Consider the following 21,616-nt stretch of genomic DNA (forward strand, 5'->3'; position numbering starts at 1 on the left):
CTCCGCGGACCCCGGGCCGATCTGGGCTATCGCCCGTTGAAAGCGTCCTTCAGCCGCGAGAACAGCCCCTGCTGCCCCGGCTGGAACTGCCCCGTGGGCCGCTCCTCACCGCGGAGCTTGGCCAGCCGCCGCAGCGCCTCTTCCTGCTCGGGGTCGAGCTTGGTGGGCGTCTGCACCTCGACATGGACGATGAGGTCGCCGCGGCCACCGCCGCGCAGGTGGGTCACGCCGCGCTGGTGCAGCGGGATCGACTGGCCGGACTGGGTACCGGGCCGGACATCGATCTCCTCCACCCCGTCCAGCGTCTCCAGCGGGCACTTCGTGCCCAGCGCCGCCGCCGTCATCGGGATGGTGACCGTGCAGTGCAGATCGTCGCCGCGCCGCTGGAAGACCGGGTGCGGCAGCTCGTGGATCTCGACGTAGAGATCGCCGGCGGGGCCGCCGCCGGGGCCGACCTCGCCCTCGCCCGCGAGCTGGATGCGGGTGCCGTTGTCGACACCGGCCGGGATCTTGACGGTCAGGGTGCGGCGGGAGCGGATGCGTCCGTCGCCCGCGCACTCGTGGCACGGCGTCGGGACGACCGTGCCGAAGCCCTGGCACTGCGGGCACGGCCGCGAGGTCATGACCTGGCCCAGGAACGACCGGGTGACCTGCGAGACCTCACCGCGGCCGCGGCACATGTCACAGGTCTGCGCCGAGGTGCCCGGCGCCGCGCCCTCGCCGCTGCACGTCGTACAGACGACGGCGGTGTCGACCTGTATGTCCTTGGTGGTCCCGAAGGCCGCTTCGGTCAGCTCGATATCGAGCCGGATCATGGCGTCCTGGCCGCGGCGGGTGCGCGAGCGCGGCCCGCGCTGCGACGCGGTGCCGAAGAAGGCGTCCATGATGTCGGAGAAGTTGCCGAAGCCCGCGCCGAAGCCGCCCGCGCCCTGGCCGCCGCCCGCCTGCGAGAGGGGGTCTCCGCCGAGGTCGTAGACCTGCTTCTTCTGCGGGTCCGAGAGCACCTCGTAAGCGGCGTTGATCTCCTTGAACCGCTCCTGGGTCTTCGGATCCGGGTTCACATCCGGGTGCAGCTCACGCGCCAGCCGGCGGAAGGCCTTCTTGATCTGGTCCTGCGAGGCGTCGCGTCCGATACCGAGGACCGAGTAGTAATCCGTGGCCACTTACGACTCCGCGAGGATTTGTCCGACGTAACGTGCCACTGCGCGTACCGCTCCCATCGTTCCGGGGTAGTCCATGCGGGTCGGTCCGACCACGCCGAGTTTGGCGACTGCCTCGTCGCCCGAACCGTAGCCGACCGTGACGACCGATGTGGACGCCAGGCCTTCATGGGCATTCTCATGCCCGATACGTACGGTCATGCCCGAGTCCTTGGCCTCGCCGAGAAGCTTGAGCATCACCACATGCTCCTCAAGGGCCTCCAGCACCGGCCGGATGGTCAGGGGGAAGTCGTGCCCGAAGCGCGTGAGATTGGCGGTGCCGCCGATCATCAGCCGCTCTTCGGTCTCCTCCACCAGAGTTTCCAGCAACACCGACAGCACTGTCGAGACCGTGCTGCGGTCGTCCTGCTCGAAGGACTCCGGGAGATCCTGCACCAACTGCGGCACATCCGCGAACCGGCGCCCCACGACCCGGCTGTTGAGCCGGGCCCGCAGGTCCGCCAGGGAGGTTTCGCCGAACGGCGCCTGGCAGTCGATCAACCGCTGCTCGACCCGCCCGGTGTCCGTGATCAGCACCAGCATCAGCCGGGCCGGGGCCAGCGCCAGCAGCTCGACGTGCCGGACCGTGGACCGGGTCAGGGACGGGTACTGCACGACCGCGACCTGCCGGGTCAGCTGCGCCAGCAGCCGGACCGTGCGGCCCACCACGTCATCGAGGTCGACGGCGCCGTCCAGGAAGTTCTGGATCGCCCGCCGCTCCGGGCTGGACAGCGGCTTCACACCGGCCAGCTTGTCGACGAACAGGCGGTAGCCCTTGTCGGTCGGGATGCGCCCGGCGCTCGTGTGCGGCTGGGCGATGAAACCCTCGTCCTCCAGGGCGGCCATGTCGTTGCGGACGGTGGCCGGGGAGACGCCGAGCTGATGGCGCTCGGTCAGGGCCTTGGAGCCGACCGGCTCCTCCGTCCCGACATAGTCCTGGACGATGGCGCGCAGCACTTCGAGCCTGCGTTCACTGAGCATCCCGCGCACCTCCAGTCCGGCCGTCCGCCGTCTCGACTCTCCTGGCACTCACACGGGCCGAGTGCCAGACCTTGAGCCAGTGTACGGCCGAGTAGCACGGACACGGCAAGGGCGGCCGCACACTGCACCCGCCCGGTGACCGTGTTCGGTCGATCTGTCGGGCAACGCTATCGCGATGGCGCTAGCGTCTCGGTATGCACACGACTTGGGAAGAGGCCGGTTGGGAACAGCTCGGTGACGGTGTCGCCAGACGCCGGATGCCGGGCTGGGACGAGACGATCGGGGTGATCGCGGGGACCACCGGCGTCATGATCGTCGACACCGGCGCGACCCTGCGCGACGGTGCGGATCTGCGGCGCGCGATCCGCAGTGTGCTGGGCCGGAACGTGACGCATGTCGCGCTCACCCACCCGCATTTCGATCATGTCCTGGGCACCGCCGCCTTCGCGGGCGTCGAGGTCTTCGGCGCGGCCGGGCTGGGCGAGCTGCTGCGCCGCGGCAAGGACGAGCTGCGGCACGACGCGATCCGGCACGGCATCGACCGGGACACCGCCGCCGAGGCCGCCGATCTGCTGGTCGCCCCGCACCACCACGTCCACGACCAGCTGACCGTCGAGCTCGGCGACCGGCAGGTGCTGCTCGCCAACGTCGGCCCCGGCCACTCGGCGCACGATCTGGCGGTCCTGGTACCCGGCCGGGGCGGGTCCCCCGAGATTGTCTTCTGCGGCGACCTGGTCGAGGAGTCCGGCGAACCCCAGGCGGGCCCGGACGCGCTGCCGCAGCGGTGGCCCGGCGCACTGGACCGGCTGCTGGCCCTGGGCGGTGAGGACGCCCTGTATGTGCCCGGCCACGGCGCCGTGGTGGACGCCGGTTTCGTCCGCGCCCAGCGTGCCGCCCTCGCCGCCCGCTTCGGCGTCGCCCCCTCCTGAACCGCCCGCCGACCTCACGAGACAGGCCGCCATGCAGAGCAAGCGCTACAGCCCCGACCTCACCCCTCCCTGACTGCATCCCCCGGGGGCGACCCCCGGACCCCCGGCCGAAACACCGACCACCCGCAGAGAAGCAGGCCCACTCGATGCAGAACAGGCACTACAGCCCCGACCTCACCCCGCCCTGGAAGAAGCAGCGCCCCGCGCCCGAAGTGCCCGCCGAACCCGATCTGGTCGTCGAGGAGGTCACCTCGGGCTTCTGCGGCGCGGTGATCCGCTGCGAGAAGACGGCGCAGGGCCCGACCGTCACCCTGGAGGACCGCTTCGGCAAGCACCGTGTCTTTCCCATGGCGCCGCGCGGCTTCCTCCTGGAGGGCAAGGTGGTCACGCTCGTACGCCCCCAGGGCGCGCCGGCGCCGAGCGGTCCGGCACGCACCGCATCGGGCTCCCTCGCCGTCCCCGGCGCCCGCGCACGGGTCGCCCGCGCCGGGCGCATCTACGTGGAGGGCCGGCACGACGCCGAGCTGGTGGAGCGGGTGTGGGGCGACGACCTGCGCATCGAGGGCGTCGTCGTGGAGTACCTGGAGGGCGTCGACGACCTGCCCGCCATCGTCCGCGGCTTCTCCCCCGGCCCGGACGCCCGCCTCGGCGTCCTCGTCGACCATCTCGTTCCCGGCTCGAAGGAGTCCCGGATCGCGGCCGGGGTGACCGGTGACCACGCGCTGGTGGTGGGCCACCCGTACATCGACATCTGGGAGGCGGTGAAACCGTCCTCGGTCGGCATCCCGGCCTGGCCCTCCGTCCCGCACGGCCAGGACTGGAAAACGGGCGTCTGCCGGGCACTGGGCTGGCCGGAGAACACCGGCGCCGCCTGGCAGCGGATCCTCTCCCGCGTGCGCTCCTACAGGGACCTGGAGCCGGCGTTGCTGGGGCGGGTGGAGGAGCTGATCGACTTCGTCACGGCCGGCGGTGACGTGTGACACCAGCAAGCGTCCCGAACCGCGAGGTGTCCAGCTCGACGCCGAGGGTGTCGACGCGGAGCGAGGCACCGAACGAGACGGTGCGCTGAACCTCGTAGTCGGCGTCTTCTCCCGCGCCGTGCGGTTCCGTCAGCAGTACGCAGCGGGCGTCATACGGGTCGACGATCAGATACGCGGGGATTCTCCCTGCGGCGTAGAGGGAGCGCTTCAGGCCGTAGTCGCGGTCGGCGCTGCGCAGGGAAACCACCTCGAGCAACAGCGTCACGTCCGCAGCGGGTACGAGCCATCCGGAACCCTCGCACCTTCCGCGCTCCATCACCACGAGGTCGGGCTGTGGCTTGCTGACCTCCCCCGGGAACGAGATGTGCTGTGTCGCGAACCTGTGCCAGCGGCCGTGCGGAATCTGCCCCGTCACCTCGCTGACGATCTTGTTGTGGACGATATCCGTCCCGCCGGTCAGCAGAATCTCCCGGCGCAGGAGCTCCGCCCGGAGACCCTCCGGAGGCTCGAACTCCGCGAAGTACTCCTCGATATGCTGATCGTGCACTGCGGCCAACCGCCCAACTGTCCCTGCCTGCCGATGTGTTGCCGGCAGCCTAGGGACGCCGTTGCCCGGTGGGCGGGGTCTCTGGGGTGAGATCCCTCGGCCGGGTGATCAGTCCACCAGATCCCGCACCACCGCGTCGGCGAGCAGTCGCCCCCGGAGCGTCAGCACCGCCCGGCCGGCCTCGTACGGGCCGGGCTCCAGCAGGCCGTCCGCCAGTGCCCGCGCCGCCGCCCGTGCCCCCGTCGGGGCCAGGATGTCGAGCGGGCAGCCGTCCACCAGGCGCAGTTCCAGGAGGATGCGTTCGACGCGGCGGTCCTCGGGGGAGAGGAGTTCGCGGCCGGCGCCCGGGGAGCGGCCCTCGGTGAGCGCCTGGGCGTAGGCGCCGGGGTGTTTGACGTTCCACCAGCGGACGCCGCCGACGTGGCTGTGGGCGCCGGGGCCGGCGCCCCACCAGTCGGCGCCGGTCCAGTAGAGCTCGTTGTGGCGGCAGCGGGCGGCGTCGGTGGTGGCCCAGTTGGAGACCTCGTACCAGGTGAAACCGGCCGCGGCGAGGCGTTCCTCGGTGATCAGGTAGCGGTCGGCGTGCACATCGTCGTCGGTCATCGGGACCTCGCCGCGGCGGATCCGGCGGGCCAGCTGGGTGCCCTCCTCGACGATCAGGGCGTAGGCGGAGACATGGTCGGGGCCGGCGCCGATCGCGGCGTCGAGGGAGGCGCGCCAGTCGTCGTCGGTCTCGCCCGGGGTGCCGTAGATCAGATCGAGGTTGACGTGGTCGAAGCCGGCGGCGCGGGCCTCGGCGACACAGGCCTCGGGGCGGCCCGGGGTGTGCGTCCGGTCGAGGATCTTCAGGACGTGCTGGCGGGCGCTCTGCATGCCGAAGGAGACGCGGTTGAAGCCGCCGGCGCGCAGTTCATCGAGGTAGCGGGGGTCGACGGACTCCGGGTTGGCCTCGGTGGTGATCTCCGCGCCGGGCGCCAGGCCGAATTCCTCGCGGATCGCGGCCAGCATCCGGCCGAGGTCGGCGGCGGGCAGCAGGGTCGGGGTGCCGCCGCCGACGAAGACCGTCTCGACCGGGCGCGGGTCGTCGCCCAGCACCTTGCGGGCCAGCCGGATCTCGTCCACGACGGTGTCGGCGTAGTTGTCCCGGGAGGCCAGGGCGCCGCCGGAGCCGCGCAGCTCGCTCGCGGTGTAGGTGTTGAAGTCGCAGTAGCCGCAGCGGGTCGCGCAGTACGGCACATGCAGATAGAAGCCGAGGGGGCGCCCGGCGGCCCCGGCCGCGGTATGACCGGGCAGCGCCCCGTCCTCGGGCATCGGCTCACCATCAGGCAGTGCGGAAGGCATGGGATCCATTGTCCGTCATGGCGGGACCGTGCCCGTCCGGTGCCGCTGTGCCTCAGGACACCCCGGGGCCCGACGCCTGGAGGACCAGCAGGGCCAGGTCGTCGTCGGGCGGGGTGGGGCCGAAGGCGTGGACGGTGCGGCGGATGTGGTCCGCGAGGGCGGTGGCGCCCAGGCCGGCGCCCGCGGCGAGGGCGGTGGCCAAGCCGTCCTCGTCGTCGAAGAGCCGCCGCCCCGAGCGCCGCTCGGTCACCCCGTCGGTGACGCACAGCAGCGTCTCCCCTGGGCAGAGGTCAAACGATTCGCTTACGTACGCCGCGTCCTCGACCACCCCCAGCAGCATCTGCGGCGCCGCGACGACCCGGACGGTGCCGTCCGTGCCCAGCACCAGCGGCAGCGGGTGGCCGGCGCTGGCGAGGGTGCAGCGGGCGCCGCCGGAGCCGCCGGGGTACGGGACGATCTCGCCGTAGAGGAGGGACAGGAAGCGGGCCTGTTCGCCCTCCTCACGGATCTCGACCGGCGCCTCCGCCCCGGCGCCGGCCGCCGCCACCGCCGCCGCGACCGCCGCGACCGAGTCCGCGGCCTCCCGGGCCATGGTCTTGTTGAGCCGGTCGAGCACCGCCGCGACCCCGAAGCCGTCCCGGGCCAGCAGCCGCAGCACCGGCCGGGCCAGCCCGGTCACCGCGGCCGCCTCCGGGCCGCTGCCGCAGACGTCGCCGAGGGCGAAGCACCAGCGGCTGTCCCCGGCGTCGAAGAGGTCCCAGAAGTCACCGCCCGCCCAGGCGCCCTCGCGCGGTTCGTAGACCACCGCCGACTCCACGCCGGGCACCCGCGCCCGCCCCCGGGGCAGCAGCCGGCGCTGAAGGACCTGGCTGATGCGCTCCTGGCGGCTGTAGGCGCGGGCGGTGGCGACCGCGCGGGCTACCCGGCGGCACAGGTCCTCGATCAGCGCGACCACCTCGTCGGGGAAGTGCGGCAGCCCGCCCCGGCCGAGCAGCAGGGTGCCGAGCCGCCGGCCGCCGGCGACCAGGGGGCAGGCCAGGGCGGCGCCGCCGGGGCCGTAGCCGCCCGGTTCGTACGGCCAGGGCCAGGGCGCGATGCCCGGTGCGGCGCCGGACGCGCCGCCGCCCGGAAGTTCCGGCGGCTGCTTCTCCAGCGCCGTGCGCAGCGCGTCGATCCGGCTCTCGCTGGTGTGCCAGACGCCGGCGAGCCGCTGCTCGTCACCGGCCTGGGCGATCCCCCGGCCGGGTGCGCCGCCGTCGCCGTCGTACAGCCACACCGCACACCACTCGGCGAGCCGGGGCACGATCAACTGGGCGGCGAGCGCGGCAACTTGGTCGGCGTCGAGCTGGCCGGAGAGCAGATCCGAGGCCTCGGCGAGGAAGGAGAGGGCGCCGTTGTCTGCCCGGCCGCTGCCGGGTTCCGGGCGGGCGGCGCGGCGCGGGGCCGGGGCGAGGAGCTCGGCAGCCCGCAGCTCGCGCTGGAGCAGCTGATTGTCAAGGACGATCTCCGGCTCGGGCCGGCCGGCGCCGTCCGCGGCCCCCATGGGCAGCCGGAACCAGACGGTCTTCATGGCCCGGCGGTAGGTGACACCCCAGGACTCGGCGACCGCGCTGATCAGCTGGAGCCCGTGCCCGCCGTTCTCGGACGCGGCGCTCTCCGCACGGGCCCGGACCGGCTGGGTGGGGTGGTGATCGGAGACCTCGATGAGGATGCCGGGGCCGCAGTCGTCGTCGGCACCGGCTCCCGGGGCGGCCGCCGCTTCCCGGTGCGCCTCGTACGGCTCGCGGTCGCGGCCCCGGTACGGCTCCGTGTCCCCGTCCCGCCCGGCCGCCGGGTCCAGTTGGCAGCGCAGTTCGACGGTGGTGCCCGCATGCACGACCGCGTTCGTCACCAACTCGCTGACCAGCAGCTCCGCTGCGTCGGCGAGTCGGCCGGTGAGGCCCTCCGCACCGGTCAGCCGCCGGCCGGTCCAGTCGGCGAAGGTGGCCCGGACGAAGCGCCGGGCGGCGGCAGCGGCCTGCGGATCACCGGGCAGGCTGGCCCGGCGGGAACGGGCGGCGGGACCGTCGGCGGCCCCGGCCGCGGGTCCGCCGGCGAACCCGTTCGTCCTCGTCGCGCGCGCCGCCGTGACGTCGTCGTCCCGTGGAGACGAAGTTGTCGTCCTCATTGAGCAACTCCCGCCCAGCTCCGCTACGGCGCCGGATGCGCCACCGACAGAGTGACAGAACGAGCGCAGCCATAAGCACTGAGTCACAGAAGTGGGAGGTCGCAGCCATCAATTCGGCTGACGTACCGCGGGAGTTGGCCGACGGGATTGGAGTTACGGGCACGGCGGAGCGGGGCGGAGCCACCGGGACGGCGGTCCGGGGGGGCCTACCGGGACGGCGGTACGGGCGGAGCCGACCGGCACGGCGGTACGAGGCGGGAGCCCACCGGCCCGTCCGTACCGCCGTCCCGGATCGCCGACCCGTACCGCCGTCCCGTATGGCTACGCCTCGCGCGCCCCCGTGTACATGTCGTCGAGCAGGTCCTTGAACGTCCGCTCGACCACGGGCCGCTTGATCTTGAGGCTCGGGGTCACCTCGCCGTGCTCGATGTCCAGGTCACGCGGCAGCAGCCGGAACTTGCGGATCTGCTGCCAGCGCTGGAGCCCCTCGTTGACCCGCTCGACATAGCCGTCGATCAGCTCCCGGACCTGGTCGGTGGCGACGACCTCGGCGTAGCTCTTGCCGCTCAGGCCGTGCTCCGCCGCCCAGGTCAGGATGGTCGGCTCGTCGAGGGCGATCAGCGCGGTGCAGAAGTTCCGGTTGGCGCCGTGCACCAGCACATTGGAGACGAACGGACAGACCGCCTTGAACTGGCCCTCCACCTCGGCCGGCGCGATGTACTTGCCGCCCGAGGTCTTGATCAGGTCCTTCTTGCGGTCGGTGATCCGCAGATAGCCGTCCGGGGAGAGCTCGCCGATGTCGCCGGTGTGGAACCAGCCGTCCTCCTCCAGGACCTCGGCGGTCTTGTCCGGCAGGCCGTGGTAGCCCTGCATGATGCCGGGGCCGCGCAGCAGGATCTCGCCGTCCTCGGCGATCCGCACCTCGGTGCCGGGCAGCGGCTTGCCGACCGTTCCGGTGCGGTAGGCCTCGCCGGGGTTGACGAAGCTGGCGGCGCTGGACTCCGTCAGGCCGTAGCCCTCCAGGATGTGGATACCGGCACCGGAGAAGAAGTAGCCGATCTCCGGCGAGAGCGCGGCCGATCCGGAGACCGCGGCGCGCAGCCGGCCGCCGAACGCCTCGCGCAGCTTGGTGTAGACGAGGGCGTCGGCGATCTTGTGCTTGGCGCCGAGCGCGAACGGCACCGAGGCGCTGCCGGTGCGGCGGAAGTTGTCCTGCGAGACCTTGGCGTACTCGCGGGCCACCTCGGCCGCCCACTGGAAGATCTTGTACCGGGCGGCGCCGCCCGCGCGGGCCTTGGCGGCGACCCCGTTGTAGACCTTCTCGAAGATCCGCGGCACGGCCGCCATGTACGTGGGCTGGACGACCGGCAGATTCTCGATGATCTTGTCGACCCGGCCGTCCACGGCGATCACCTGGCCGGTCGCGATCTGCCCGGCGGTGAGCACCTTGCCGAAGACATGCGCCAGCGGCAGCCAGAGGTACTGCACATCGTCCTCATGGACCAGGCCCGTCGACTGGATCGCGCGGGCCATGTACGACCAGCAGTCGTGCGGCAGCCGGACGCCCTTGGGACGGCCGGTGGTCCCGGAGGTGTAGATGAGCGTCGCCAGCTGGTCGGCCCGCAGCGCGGCCACCCGCTCCTTGACGCACTCCGGGTGCTCCTCCAGATAGGCGGTGCCGCGCTTCTCCAGCTCGGCGAGGGTGAGCACCCAGCCCTCCGGATCGCCCTCGGCTGGCTCCGCGCCCGTCTCGTCGATGACGACGACGTGCGCCAGCTCGGGCAGCTCCGCCCGCTGCTCACGGGCCTTGGCGAGCTGACCGGCGTCCTCCGCGATCAGCACCCGGCTCCCGGAGTCGGACAGGATGTACGCGGTCTCCTCGGCGTTGGTGCTGGGGTAGACCGTGGTGGTGGCGGCGCCGGAGCAGAGCACCCCGAGGTCGGCGAGGATCCACTCGACGCGGGTGTTCGAGGCCAGGGCCACCCGCTCCTCGGGGTGGACGCCGAGCGCGATGAGCCCGGCGGCCACGGCGTAGACCCGCTCCGCGGCCTGGGCCCAGCTGATCGCCTTCCAGTCGTCCGGCCCCTTGCCCGCGGCCGGGGGGACGGGATGGCGATAGGCCTCGATGTCGGGCGTGGCCGCCACCCGCTCCAGGAAGAGATGGGCCACCGAGGGCGGCCGGTTTTCGATCAGCGTGTGGGTGTCCGTCACGGCGTCCTCCGGGGCCCGCTTCGTTGCTGGTGACTCGCGAGTAACCTTTGAGCAGTGATCAGACTAGAGCGCGATGCGCCGCCACGTAAGGGGCTGCGACCTACTGGTTCACGATGTGACCGGTGCGTTAGGTGTATGTAGCACGCGCAATGCCCCGATAGTAGCCGCGCCGGTCACCGCCACCGGATCACACCCGGCGGGCCGCAGCACGCCACCCCCGGTGGCCTGCCGGGCAGCCCTCCCCGGGTGCGGCCCGGAAAGCCGGCAGGGCGCCGGCCCCCATGGGGACCGACGCCCTGCCACCGCCGCTTCGCGGCCGCCGTTACCGGCCGCGCGCTACTTCTTCGCCTTCGCGTCACCGTCGGAGTCCGAGGACAGCACCGCGATGAAGGCCTCCTGCGGGACCTCCACGCTGCCGACCATCTTCATCCGCTTCTTGCCTTCCTTCTGCTTCTCCAGCAGCTTCCGCTTACGGGAGATGTCACCGCCGTAGCACTTGGCGAGGACGTCCTTGCGGATGGCGCGGACCGTCTCACGGGCGATGACCCGGCTGCCGATGGCGGCCTGGATCGGCACCTCGAAGCTCTGCCGCGGGATCAGCTCCCGCAGCTTGGCGACCAGCCGCACGCCGTACGCGTACGCCTTGTCCTTGTGGCAGATCGCGGAGAACGCGTCGACCTTGTCGCCGTGCAGCAGGATGTCGACCTTGACCAGGTCGGCGGCCTGCTCGCCGGTGGGCTCGTAGTCCAGCGAGGCATAGCCGCGGGTCTTGGACTTGAGCTGGTCGAAGAAGTCGAAGACGACCTCGGCGAGCGGGAGCGTGTAGCGGATCTCGACGCGGTCCTCGGAGAGGTAGTCCATGCCGAGGAGGTTGCCGCGGCGGTTCTGGCACAGCTCCATGATCGCGCCGATGAACTCGCTGGGCGCCAGGATCGTGGCCCGGACGACCGGCTCATGCACCTTGTCGATCTTGCCGGTCGGGAACTCGCTCGGGTTGGTGACCTCGTGCTCGGCGCCGTCCTCCATGTCCACGCGGTAGACCACGTTCGGCGCGGTGGCGATCAGATCGAGGCCGAACTCGCGCTCCAGCCGCTCCCGGATGACCTCCAGGTGCAGCAGGCCCAGGAAGCCGACGCGGAAGCCGAAGCCCAGGGCCGCGGAGGTCTCCGGTTCGTAGACCAGCGCGGCGTCGTTGAGCTGGAGCTTGTCGAGCGCGTCACGCAGCTCGGGGTAGTCGGAGCCGTCCAGCGGATACAGCCCCGAGAACACCATCGGCTTGGGATCCTTGTAGCCGCCCAGCGGCACCTCGGCGCCCTTGCTGAGCTGGGTGATCGTGTCACCCACCTTGGACTGCCGGACATCCTTCACACCGGTGATCAGATAGCCGACCTCACCGACGGACAGCCCGTCGGCGGCCTTCATCTCCGGGGAGTTCGTACCGATCTCCAGCAGCTCGTGCGCCGCGCCGGTCGACATCATCCTGATGCGCTCGCGCTTGCTGAGCGTGCCGTCGACGACCTTCACATAGGTCACGACACCGCGGTAGGCGTCGTAGACCGAGTCGAAGATCATCGCGCGGGCGGGGGCGTCCTTGACGCCGACCGGGGCCGGCACCTCGCGGACGACCTTGTCCAGCAGCTCGGGCACGCCGACGCCGGTCTTGGCGGAGACCCGCAGCACGTCCTCCGGCTCGCAGCCGACCAGATTGGCCAGCTCGGCGGCGAACTTCTCGGGCTGCGCGGCCGGCAGGTCGATCTTGTTGAGGACGGGGATGATCGTGAGCTCGTGCTCCATCGCCAGGTACAGGTTGGCGAGGGTCTGGGCCTCGATGCCCTGGGCGGCGTCGACGAGGAGGATGCAGCCCTCGCACGCGGCGAGCGAGCGGGAGACCTCGTAGGTGAAGTCGACGTGGCCCGGGGTGTCGATCATGTTGAGGATGTGGGTCGTACCACGTCCCTCTTCACCCTCGGAGGGGTCCCAGGGCAGCCGGACCGCCTGGGACTTGATCGTGATGCCACGCTCGCGCTCGATGTCCATGCGGTCGAGGTACTGCGCGCGCATCTGCCGCTGGTCGACGACACCGGTGAGCTGGAGCATCCGGTCGGCGAGCGTCGACTTGCCGTGGTCGATGTGCGCGATGATGCAGAAGTTACGGAGGAGGGCCGGATCGGTACGGCTCGGCTCCGGCACGTTCGTAGGGGTCGCGGGCACGCAGGGTCCATTCAGTGAACGCGGGTAGGCGGGACTCGGGTATATGACGTCTCCCCCCATCGTCCCATGAGCGAGGGGCTCGGTCCGGTTTGGGCGGGGCGGGGGGGGGCTTCGCGGGTGCTGGTGGGCGGTTGTCGGGGGCGCGACTGGGGGCCGGCGGTGGCCGGGTGGGGCTCGGGCGGTGGTCGTGCGAGGGTTCCGGCGGTGGTGCGGCGGCGGTCGGACGGTGAGTGCGGTCCGGTTTGGGCGGCCGTGGAGCCTGCTGGTAGCCTGGTCCACTGCGCTTCGTGCCCTCTCTCGTACGAGGCGCAACTCGAAACTCCAACGAACCTGAAAAGGCTCTTTCGTGGCGAACATCAAGTCCCAGATGAAGCGGATCAAGACGAACGAGAAGGCTCGTCAGCGCAACAAGGCTGTCAAGTCCACTCTGAAGACCGCGATCCGTCGCACCCGCGAGGCCGTGGAGGCCGGTGACCTTCAGAAGGCCACCACCGCCCAGGCCGAGGCTGCCAAGAAGCTCGACAAGGCCGTCAGCAAGGGTGTCATTCACAAGAACGCCGCCGCCAACAAGAAGTCGGCGCTGGCGAAGAAGGTCGCGTCCCTCCAGGGCTGACCTTCCTCTCGGAAGAAGGTCTTCGGCCTTTCAGGCCGGATCTTCGACCCACCGCAATACCTGAGCAGTAACCCTGCCGACAGGGACCCAGCGGCCCCTCTCTCCGCTCCCTGACCGGTGCACCACCGCGCCGCACACGGCCTGCGTTCGCCACGCGGGTGCGGCGCACCCGGCTCGCCAGGCGGCTACCACCGCCGACGAAGCCGCAACAGCTTGATATGAAGGCCCCGCCTCCCCCTTCCCCAGGGATGAGGCGGGGCCTTTTGTCGTGGGGGAGGCGCGGCCGCCCGGCGCCCCCGCACGGACGCACTGCCAGGCTTCGTTAAGTGCTGTGGCGAAACTTGCTGTGGGTTTTGTTGCGGAAGTGGTGAGTGCTGGGGTTTTCGCAGGGATCTGCTGCCGGGCTTTTACTCGGCGAGCGGTAATTGTTACGGGGAATATGTCCAGGGGCCCTTGTTACGGGGCTTTGGGACTTCTTGCCCGAGGGCTACTGCCATCCGGAAGATCGGCTTACCCGCCGTCGAGGAAATTCGCGGTGCCGCGCCCGGGTTCGCTTTCGGCCGGGTCCGCTACGCTGCCGCCCATGTCCATATCGGGGGATCAGAACAATCCTTACGGCCGGCCACAGGCGCATCCCTACGGCCAGGTTCCCGCACCGCAGAATCCGGTGCCCGCGCAGCAGAATCCCTACGCACAGCAGCCCCCGCCGCAGGGGCCGGCCGGCGGATACGGCTATCCGGCAGCCGGCGGACCCCTAGTAGGGGCGCCCGGTGCTCCGGACGGCACGGGCCGCGGCACGTCCGGCTGGCTCTGGGCGATCGGCGGGGCCGTCGCCGCCTCCGCGATCTGGGGCTCGCTCCTGTTCGCGACCGGCGGTTTCTCCTCCGAGCCCAGCCCCGATCTCGCGGGCTACGGCTACACCGGTGATCTGTGTGCGGACACCTCGATGACCCCGTTCGAGAACGCCGGCCTCAAGGCCAAGGCGAGCACCGGCACGGCCTCGAAGGACGCCAACCCGCAGCACAGCGGCGCGCGACAGGCGTCGCTGGACATCATGTGGTGCAACACCTCGCTGGAAAAGAAGAACGCCGGCAGCTCCGACTACTCCTCGATCTGGCTCTCCAACACGGCCACCCTGCACAAGAAGGCCGACCCCGCGCCCGAATTCGCCGACAGCTACCGCTCGTACGAGAAGCAGGACGCCTCCACCGGCTACCGGGTCGAGGCCGTACCCGGCCTGGGCGACGAGGCATTTCTGGTGACCCGGAAGGACGACGACAGCACGAGCTCCAGCTCGTATGTGATCCTCGGCGTCCGGGACGGCTGGATGACGTATCAGTCGACATGGTCGAACTACGCGTCCAGCAGCAGCTCCACCAAGCAGCCGACCGCGGACGAGGTCGCCACGATGCTGAAGACCAGCGCCACGGAAACGCTCAAACGACTCCAGAACTCGCGGTCCCGGTGAGGGGCTTGGGGGTTGGGTGAGGGGCGCCGCCGGGCGCCCCAGGCCGCCGTCGCCTCGCCACCCCCGACACCCGGCCGTGTCACCGCCTCACCGCGACCGGGCCGCCCGGGCGATCGTCACGACGGCCTTCTCCAGGGCGTATTCGGGATCGTCGCCGCCGCCCTTCACTCCCGCGTCGGCCGCCGCCACCGCGCGCAGCGCCGTGGCCACACCGTCCGCCGACCAGCCGCGCATCTGCTGCCGGACCCGGTCGATCTTCCAGGGCGGCATACCGAGGTCGCGGGCGAGGTCGCCGGGGCGGGCGCCGCGAGGGGCGGAGGCCAGCTTGCCGATGGCGCGGACGCCCTGGGCCAACGCGCTGGTGATCATGACGGGGGCGACGCCGGTGGCGATCGCCCAGCGCAGTGCCTCCAGCGCCTCGGCGGCCCGGCCCTCGACGGCGCGGTCCGCGACGGTGAAGCTCGATGCCTCGGCCCGGCCGGTGTAGTAGCGCGCGACGACGGCGTCGTCGATCGTGCCCTCGACGTCGGCGGCCAGCTGCGAACAGGCCGATGCCAGCTCACGCAGATCGCTGCCGATCGCGTCCACCAGCGACTGGCAGGCCTCCGGCGTCGCCGAACGCCCCGTCGCACGGAACTCGCTCCGTACGAAGGCCAGCCGGTCGGCCGGCTTGGTCATCTTGGGGCAGGCCACCTCCCGCGCCCCGGCCTTACGGGCGGCGTCCAGCAGGCCCTTTCCCTTGGCGCCGCCGGCATGCAGCAGCACCAGCGTGATCTCCTCGGCGGGCGAGCCGAGATACGCCTTGACGTCCTTGATGGTGTCCGCGGACAGGTCCTGGGCGGCCCGCACCACGACGACCTTGCGCTCGGCGAAGAGCGAGGGACTGGTCAGCTCGGCGAGGGTGCCGGGCTGTAGTTGGTCGGGGGTGAGGTCGCGCACATCGGTGTCCGCATCGGCCGCCCGGGCGGCCGCCACCACCTGCTGCACCGCACGGTCCAGCAGCAGGTCTTCCTGGCCCACCGCGATCGTGACGGGGGCAAGCGGGTCATCGTGAGCTGTCTTCCTGGCCATCGCGGTCCAGCATCCCACGTGCCACTGACAACCCGCCCCGACCGAACCCCGCCCCCTGCCGGACCGGGCCGCCCTCCCCCTGTCGGACAATGGCCGGGTGAATGACGCAGCCCCCCACCACCCCGATGTACGACCTGAGCGCCACGTCCTGGTGCTGCCCGACCGCGACGCGGCGGAGGAGGTCGCCGAAGCCCTGACCGAACGTTTCGGGGTCACCGAGGAGCCCCAGCTCGTACGGGACGCCCTGGCCGGTGAGGACGACGCCGAGGACGCCCAGTGGCTGGTGGTCGTCGAGGACCCGGACGCCGCTCACGACCCCGCGCGGCTGCACGACCTCGCGGCGGAGTACGAGGGCTGGCGCGAGGCCGAGTAACGACAGGCCGCGCCCGTCCCGACGGCCGGACGACCCCGTCGGCCGGTCCACCACTGCCGACGGCCAGACGACGCCCGTCGGCCGGTCCACTGCCGACGGCCGGACGACTCCCAACGGCCGGACCACTGCCGACGGCCGGACGACGGGCCGCTACGAGCGTCCCTGGGCTCCGATCCCGGGCGGCGGCACCTCGCCGACCACGGGCTCCCGGTCCAGCACGATCCCGAAGTGCTCCCGGTAGGCGGCGAGGATCTCGTCAGCGGCAACCAGGCGCTCGTCGCGTGCGCCGTCCACCGCGGTGGTCACGAGCGTACGGCCGGAGAGGGTGATCCGACCGGTCTCCGTCAGCCGCGAGCACACCAGGGACTGGGTGAAGTGCGACGTGGGCGAGGTCCGGTTCCACCAGCAGCCGACCTCGAAGTCCGCGTACACACGCGGACGTTGCTCGATGCGGTACTGCGGCGAGCCGTCCCGCACCACATCGAGATCGCCGTCCGCCGTCTCCTCGATCCGGAACACCCCACCCGGATCGGCCTGCTCGGCACGGCTGTCCCAGCGCAGCGGAAAGTGGCTGTGCCGGCCGAAGCCGACGTCCGCAAGCCATGGCCCGTCGGACGTCCGGACGCGCAGCGCAAGGTGGTCATACGGGATCCCGAGCTTCCCCTCGGCGCCGAAGACCCGCGCGGCCAACAGCTCGACCTCATACCCCAGCGCGCCCAGCAGCATGGCGAACGCGCCGTTGAGCTCGTAACAGAAGCCGCCCCGCCGGGCACCGACGATCTTGTCGAGCACCGGCTGCTCCGCGAGCACGATCTCCTCGCCAAGGTGGATGGAGAGGTTCTCGAAGGGGACGGTGCGCAGATGGCTGAGGTGCAGTGCCCGCAGTGCGTCGGCATCGGGGGAAGCGGGGCGGTCGGCGCCGATCCGGTCCAGGTAGGCGTCGGTGCCAGCGGTGTCCATCAGGTGTGCGTCCTCTCCGCAGCGAACCAGCGGCGGGTCCGTTCCGCCGCCGAGGCGGGCGTACCGGCCATCACGTCGGCAAGGGTCTGTGCGGCCAGCTCACGCCGCCAGGCCAGCTCGGCCTTGCCCATCGCCGTGGCGATGCCACAGGGCCGGCCGAACTCCCTGCCGGACGCCGCCGCACCGGCCCCACGCCGACGGATTTCGGTACACCGGAAGACATCGTCGGCGCCCTCGATCGCCGCAACGACGTCCATGAGGGTGATCCGCTCCGGCGACCGTGCCAACTGGAACCCACCCCGCGCACCGGGCGTGGAACGCAGAATCCCGGCCCGCACCAGCGCCTGAAGCCGCTTGTTCAGGTAGGCCGCCGGCAACTCGAAGGAGGCCGCCAGCCGAGCCGTGGACACGGGCCCGTCCCCTTCGAGCCAGGCCAGCGTCACACAACAGTGCAGGCCCCACTCGACGCCTTCACTCATCCTCATAATCTGGAGTCTACTGATCCTGGTTCTGAGACCTTCCTCCATTTCTCCGGCGTCGACGGGTAGCGGTTCGGCGGGCGGCTGTGGGCGTCGGCGGGCGCCTATCAGGTGGTGGTGGGCCGCGGGACGGGGGCGGTTCCTGGAGCGGCGCCTGCCTGCTGCACGAACGCCGGCCCGGCGCACGCCCGGGTGCGTACGGCCTCGGATTCTCGGGCCGCTGACCAGCCGGACCTTGACCCGGTGGCCGGTGACCGTGGCGGACAGCCCGGCCGGGGTGCCGAGGATCGCGATGGCTCCGTCGGTGTCCGTACGCAGCACCCGGGCGCCCTGGGCACGGAGTGCCGCGATGGTGCGGGGCGCCGGATGGCCGTACGGGTTGTCGGCACCACAGGAGATCAGCGCCAGGCGCGGCGCCAGCCGCTGCATCAACGGCGGGTCCTGATAGGCGGAGCCGTGGTGTGCCACCTTCAGGACGTCGACACCACCAAGCTCGGGGTGCGCCGCCAACAGCCCCTGCTGTGCAGGCGGTTCGAGGTCGCCGAGCAGCAGAATGGACAGCCCTCCCGTACGGACGAGCAGAGTCACGCTGGCGTCATTGGGGCCGTCGAAGACCGTGGGGTCGGTGGGGGGAGTGGGGGCGGCCGGGGCACCCGGGCTACCCGGGCTGACGGGACCACCGGAGCCCCCCGGGCCACCAGGAGCGCCAGTGCTGGCGCCAAGAGCGGCGGGGCTTTGGGTGGGGACGCCGGGGCCGGGAGGGGTGGGCGAGGCGGGTGGCCAGAGGACCTCCCAGGTCAGCGGGCCCAGGTGGCGGTGCTCCCCTGGTGTGGCACGGACGACCGGTACCCGGGCCGCAGCCGCCGTACTGCGCACGAACTGCGCCTGCCCCGGAGGTTCTTGCAGGGTCGTGGTCTGGATCGCGCCGACCGAGCGCCCGCGGAGCGCGCCCGGGAGCCCGTCCACATGGTCGGCGTGGAAGTGCGTCAGAACGAGCAGAGGGATGTGGCGGATACCCAGGTCGGTCAGGCAGCGGTCGATGGCGCGGGGCTCGGGCCCGGTGTCCACCACCAGCGCCGTACCGTCGCCGGCTGCCAGCACCAGCCCGTCGCCCTGCCCGACGTCACAGACCACGGCCCGCCATCCCGGCGGCGGCCAGCCTGTGAGAACGCGGGTGAACGGCGCGGGGCGGCACACTGCCAAGATCACCGCCAACGCGCAGAGCACACACAACCAGCGGCGGCGCAGCACCCAGCGGCCGACCGGCACCAGGACCACCACGGCGGCCGCCAGCACCAACCCACCGACCCAGCCGCCCGGCCAGGCGAACTCCGCCCCCGGCAGGGCCGCTCCCGTACGGGCGACACCGGCGATCCACTCGGCCGGCCAGCCCGCGCACCACGCCAGCGCCTGGGCGACCGGCGGCACGATCGGAACGATGGCGAGGGCCGCGAAGCCCAGAACCGTCGCGGGGCCCACGGCCAGTTCGGCCAGCAGATTGCAGGGCACAGCGACCAGCCCCACCCGGGCCGCCAGCACGGCGACGACGGGTGCGCAGACCGCCTGGGCGGCGGCCGCGGCGGCCAGCACCTCGGCGAGACGGGGCGGCACCCGACGCCGTTGAAGTGCGGCGCTCCACCGCGGCGCGAGCAGCAGCAGAGCGCCGGTCGCCAGGACAGAGAGCAGAAAGCCGTAACTGCGGGCGAGCCAGGGGTCGTAGAGCACCAGCAGCAGGACCGCGGCGGCGAGCGCGGGGAGCAGCGAACGGCGGCGGCCGGTCCCGATCGCCAGCAACGTGATCAGACCGCAGGCGGCGGCCCGCAGCACGCTCGGGTCCGGGCGGCACACCACGACGAAGGCGAGGGCGAGCGCGCCACCGATGACCGCCGTACCGCGCAGCGACAACCCCAGACGCGGCGCCAGCCCGCGGCGCTCGGCGCGCGTCGCCAGATGCGGCGGGCCGATCAGCAGCGCGAGCACAATCGTCAGATTGCTGCCGGACACGGCGAGCAGATGCGTCAGGTCGGTGGCACGGAACGCGTCGTCCAGATCCGGCGGCACACGCGAGGTGTCCCCCACCACGAGTCCCGGCAACAACGCCCGGGCATCGGGACGCAACCCCTCGGTGGCCGCACGCAGCCCCGCACGCAGGCTCCCCGCCAACCGCTGTAGCGCGTCCGGCGCACCCACCTTGCCCGGCGGCTCATCGGCCGTCACCCGCAGCACGGCGGCCACCTGATCGCCGGACAACAGCGGCGGCGCCACACGCGCCATGGCCCTGATCCGGGTCGACGGCAACAACTCCCGCCACTCCGACGCGATGCCCCGACGGGCGCCGCCGCTCCCTCCTCCCGGCTGTTGTACGACCACCAGGGTGGGCGTACGGACAGCCGTGACCTCACCATCCGGTGCCGTGACGCGGACGGCATCGGCCGTGAAGACCAGGACCGGGGGCGTCCGTTGGGAGCCGCGCACCCTGGGGCGGGTCAGCCGTGGATCACCCGTCACCTCCAGTTCCACCGTGGCCCGCGCATACTGCTCCGCGAGGACGGGGAGGGGCCCACGCCGCAGGTCCGAGGCATGCAGCGCGGCGGACGCAGCCCCCGCCGCGGCACACAGCAACACCGCGGCCAGGGCCACCAACGCCCCGGCCGGCCGGAGGCGGGGCGAGCGACGCCGGGGCGACTCAGCTCCACGCCGACCGGTGTCGGTCAGAGGAGCGACATCAGGCTGCTCTTCCACCCCTGACGCACGCTCGGCCCTGCGCCGAACCACAGCCACCCGCAAGACAAGGACCGCCAGCACCACGGCCACGCCACAGGCCACCGCCACTCCCCCGCCGGGGACACCCAGACCGATCGCCGCGGCCGCCCAGGCGGCCAGGGCGGGCGCGACGAGCCGAAGATCGGCCGGGCCCTCCTGATGTGGGTCCGAGGCGCCGTGCGGCGATGCCGCCGTGGCGTGCACGGTGGCGCGAGGGCCGGTCATGGCACCACCAGGGGGCGCAGATCGGCGAAGCGTCGGTCACCGATACCGGTCACCTGACGGAGCTGGTCCACCGAGGTGAACCCACCGTGCTGGGTGCGGAATTCGACGATGTGGCGGGCCAGGACCGGGCCCACTCCCGGCAGGGAGTCGAGCTGCTGCTCGGTCGCCGTGCTGAGACTGACCGGACCGCCCGGACCGGCCCCGGCACTCGGCGGTCCACTCCCCGACCCGCCGGCCCCCACGTCAGCGGAACCGGCACCACCCCCGGCCCCAGCCCCGCCACCGGCCGCACCGGCCGCACCGGCCGGACCTGCCGCACCGACCACGATCTGCTCGCCGTCGGTCAGCAGCCGCGCCCGGTTGAGCCCACGGATGTTCGTCCCGCGCAGCACGCCACCCGCGGCCCGCAAGGCGTCGACCACCCGCGACCCCGGCGGCATCCGCTGAATTCCGGGGCGCCGGACCTTGCCCGTGACATCGACCACCAGCCCGCGCCCCGCATTGCCCGGCGGACCGTTCGCCACCGCAGTGGCGGACGATGACGCTGACGGCAACGACGGTGCTCGCGAGTCGGGGCCGGGCGCCCCTCCGGCCCGTTCGACCGCCGGGGCCCGTACCGGCTCGGGGCGCCCCACCCAGAAGTGCTGCACGGCGAACCCCACGGCCACCAAGAGCACCAGGACCAGCGCAACGAGCGCCTTGGGGTCGGTGCCACACCGTAACTGCACCCAGAGCGGGAGCCGTTCGCGCACGGCACACCACGCCCGCTCCCCACGGCCTGAGCGCGGAGAATCATGCCCAGGAGGCGGCAGGCCGGCCTCGGCGGCGCTCCCTGCGTCACCAAAGATCGCCGCAACCCGGGCCCGCACCCTCTCGCGCTCCCACTCCCGCCGCTCCGCCCCGCCGGATGGCGCCACTGCCCCATCCGGCGGGGCGGACAGAGCCGACGCAGGCGAGGAGGCGGAAGGAACAGACGCCCCCGAAGAGCCGGAGGGAGCGGAAGGGGCAGAGGGTGCCGAAGGAGCTGGAGGAGTCAAAGAGGAGGAAGCCGCTCCCAGCCCCGAACCCCCCGACGAGGCCGGAAGCCCCCATGACGCA

The 21,616-nt window shown here is 72.0% G+C and carries 16 protein-coding genes; 5 read left to right on the forward strand and 11 right to left on the reverse strand.

Annotated features, from left to right (window positions below; all coding sequences use genetic code 11):
• Positions 1–26 precede the first annotated feature (26 nt).
• On the reverse strand, positions 27–1,163 hold the full coding sequence (gene dnaJ, locus AC3EUV_RS09995; RefSeq protein ID WP_432145126.1) for a molecular chaperone DnaJ: 1,137 nt from the start codon (positions 1,161–1,163) through the stop codon (positions 27–29).
• Positions 1,164–2,180 carry a heat-inducible transcriptional repressor HrcA gene (gene hrcA / locus AC3EUV_RS10000; protein WP_388192612.1) on the reverse strand — a complete coding sequence of 339 codons (1,017 nt, stop codon included), beginning with the start codon at positions 2,178–2,180 and terminating at the stop codon, positions 1,164–1,166.
• Positions 2,181–2,374: 194 nt separating this feature from the next.
• On the opposite strand from hrcA, the gene AC3EUV_RS10005 reads away from it, so the two are divergent.
• A complete protein-coding gene (locus AC3EUV_RS10005; protein ID WP_432145127.1) occupies positions 2,375–3,109 on the forward strand; it encodes an MBL fold metallo-hydrolase in 735 nt (244 codons plus the stop codon).
• Between the two features lie 146 nt (positions 3,110–3,255).
• On the forward strand, positions 3,256–4,089 hold the full coding sequence (locus tag AC3EUV_RS10010; protein WP_432145128.1) for a DUF3097 domain-containing protein: 834 nt from the start codon (positions 3,256–3,258) through the stop codon (positions 4,087–4,089).
• On the opposite strand, the gene AC3EUV_RS10015 is transcribed toward AC3EUV_RS10010, so the two are convergent.
• The 5 genes from AC3EUV_RS10015 to lepA form a co-directional block, all read right to left on the reverse strand.
• Complete coding sequence (locus tag AC3EUV_RS10015; protein ID WP_435602675.1) at positions 4,067–4,636, reverse strand: Uma2 family endonuclease; 570 nt, start codon at positions 4,634–4,636, stop codon at positions 4,067–4,069. The genes AC3EUV_RS10010 and AC3EUV_RS10015 overlap by 23 nt on opposite strands.
• 108 nt (positions 4,637–4,744) lie before the next feature.
• The gene (gene hemW / locus AC3EUV_RS10020) at positions 4,745–5,977 is read right to left on the reverse strand and encodes a radical SAM family heme chaperone HemW (RefSeq protein WP_432145129.1); all 1,233 of its coding nucleotides are present in this window, start codon (positions 5,975–5,977) and stop codon (positions 4,745–4,747) included.
• Between the two features lie 52 nt (positions 5,978–6,029).
• Entirely contained in the window at positions 6,030–8,144 is a 2,115-nt protein-coding gene (locus AC3EUV_RS10025) for a SpoIIE family protein phosphatase (RefSeq protein ID WP_432145130.1), read from the reverse strand.
• A gap of 321 nt (positions 8,145–8,465) precedes the next feature.
• A complete protein-coding gene (locus AC3EUV_RS10030; protein WP_432145131.1) occupies positions 8,466–10,355 on the reverse strand; it encodes an AMP-dependent synthetase/ligase in 1,890 nt (629 codons plus the stop codon).
• 336 nt (positions 10,356–10,691) lie between these two features.
• Positions 10,692–12,566, reverse strand: a complete 1,875-nt coding sequence (gene lepA / locus AC3EUV_RS10035; protein ID WP_432145132.1) for a translation elongation factor 4 — start codon at positions 12,564–12,566, stop codon at positions 10,692–10,694.
• A 346-nt stretch (positions 12,567–12,912) separates the two neighbouring features.
• On the opposite strand from lepA, the gene rpsT reads away from it, so the two are divergent.
• Positions 12,913–13,179, forward strand: a complete 267-nt coding sequence (gene rpsT / locus AC3EUV_RS10040; protein WP_432145133.1) for a 30S ribosomal protein S20 — start codon at positions 12,913–12,915, stop codon at positions 13,177–13,179.
• A 583-nt stretch (positions 13,180–13,762) separates the two neighbouring features.
• On the forward strand, positions 13,763–14,647 hold the full coding sequence (locus AC3EUV_RS10045; protein ID WP_435602676.1) for a hypothetical protein: 885 nt from the start codon (positions 13,763–13,765) through the stop codon (positions 14,645–14,647).
• 87 nt (positions 14,648–14,734) lie between these two features.
• Here the strand turns inward: AC3EUV_RS10045 and holA are convergent, their stop codons facing one another.
• Positions 14,735–15,718, reverse strand: a complete 984-nt coding sequence (holA, locus tag AC3EUV_RS10050; RefSeq protein WP_397969590.1) for a DNA polymerase III subunit delta — start codon at positions 15,716–15,718, stop codon at positions 14,735–14,737.
• 97 nt (positions 15,719–15,815) lie between these two features.
• Between holA and AC3EUV_RS10055 the strand changes: the two genes are divergently transcribed.
• Complete coding sequence (locus AC3EUV_RS10055; RefSeq protein WP_432145135.1) at positions 15,816–16,091, forward strand: hypothetical protein; 276 nt, start codon at positions 15,816–15,818, stop codon at positions 16,089–16,091.
• Positions 16,092–16,241: 150 nt separating this feature from the next.
• Here AC3EUV_RS10055 and AC3EUV_RS10060 read toward each other — a convergent pair whose 3' ends face one another.
• From AC3EUV_RS10060 to AC3EUV_RS10070, 3 genes are read right to left on the reverse strand one after another with little or no spacing between them, the layout of a single operon-like run.
• Positions 16,242–17,051 (reverse strand): arylamine N-acetyltransferase family protein, encoded by an 810-nt coding sequence (locus AC3EUV_RS10060; protein ID WP_432145136.1) that lies wholly within the window; start codon positions 17,049–17,051, stop codon positions 16,242–16,244.
• Complete coding sequence (locus AC3EUV_RS10065) at positions 17,051–20,518, reverse strand: ComEC/Rec2 family competence protein (RefSeq protein WP_435602677.1); 3,468 nt, start codon at positions 20,516–20,518, stop codon at positions 17,051–17,053. Before AC3EUV_RS10065 ends, AC3EUV_RS10060 begins: the two co-directional genes overlap by 1 nt.
• Positions 20,515–21,270 carry a ComEA family DNA-binding protein gene (locus tag AC3EUV_RS10070; RefSeq protein ID WP_435602678.1) on the reverse strand — a complete coding sequence of 252 codons (756 nt, stop codon included), beginning with the start codon at positions 21,268–21,270 and terminating at the stop codon, positions 20,515–20,517. The genes AC3EUV_RS10065 and AC3EUV_RS10070 overlap by 4 nt, the downstream gene beginning before the upstream one ends.
• Positions 21,271–21,616 lie beyond the last annotated feature (346 nt).

The sequence above is a fragment of the Streptomyces sp. bgisy130 genome (assembly GCF_057708345.1).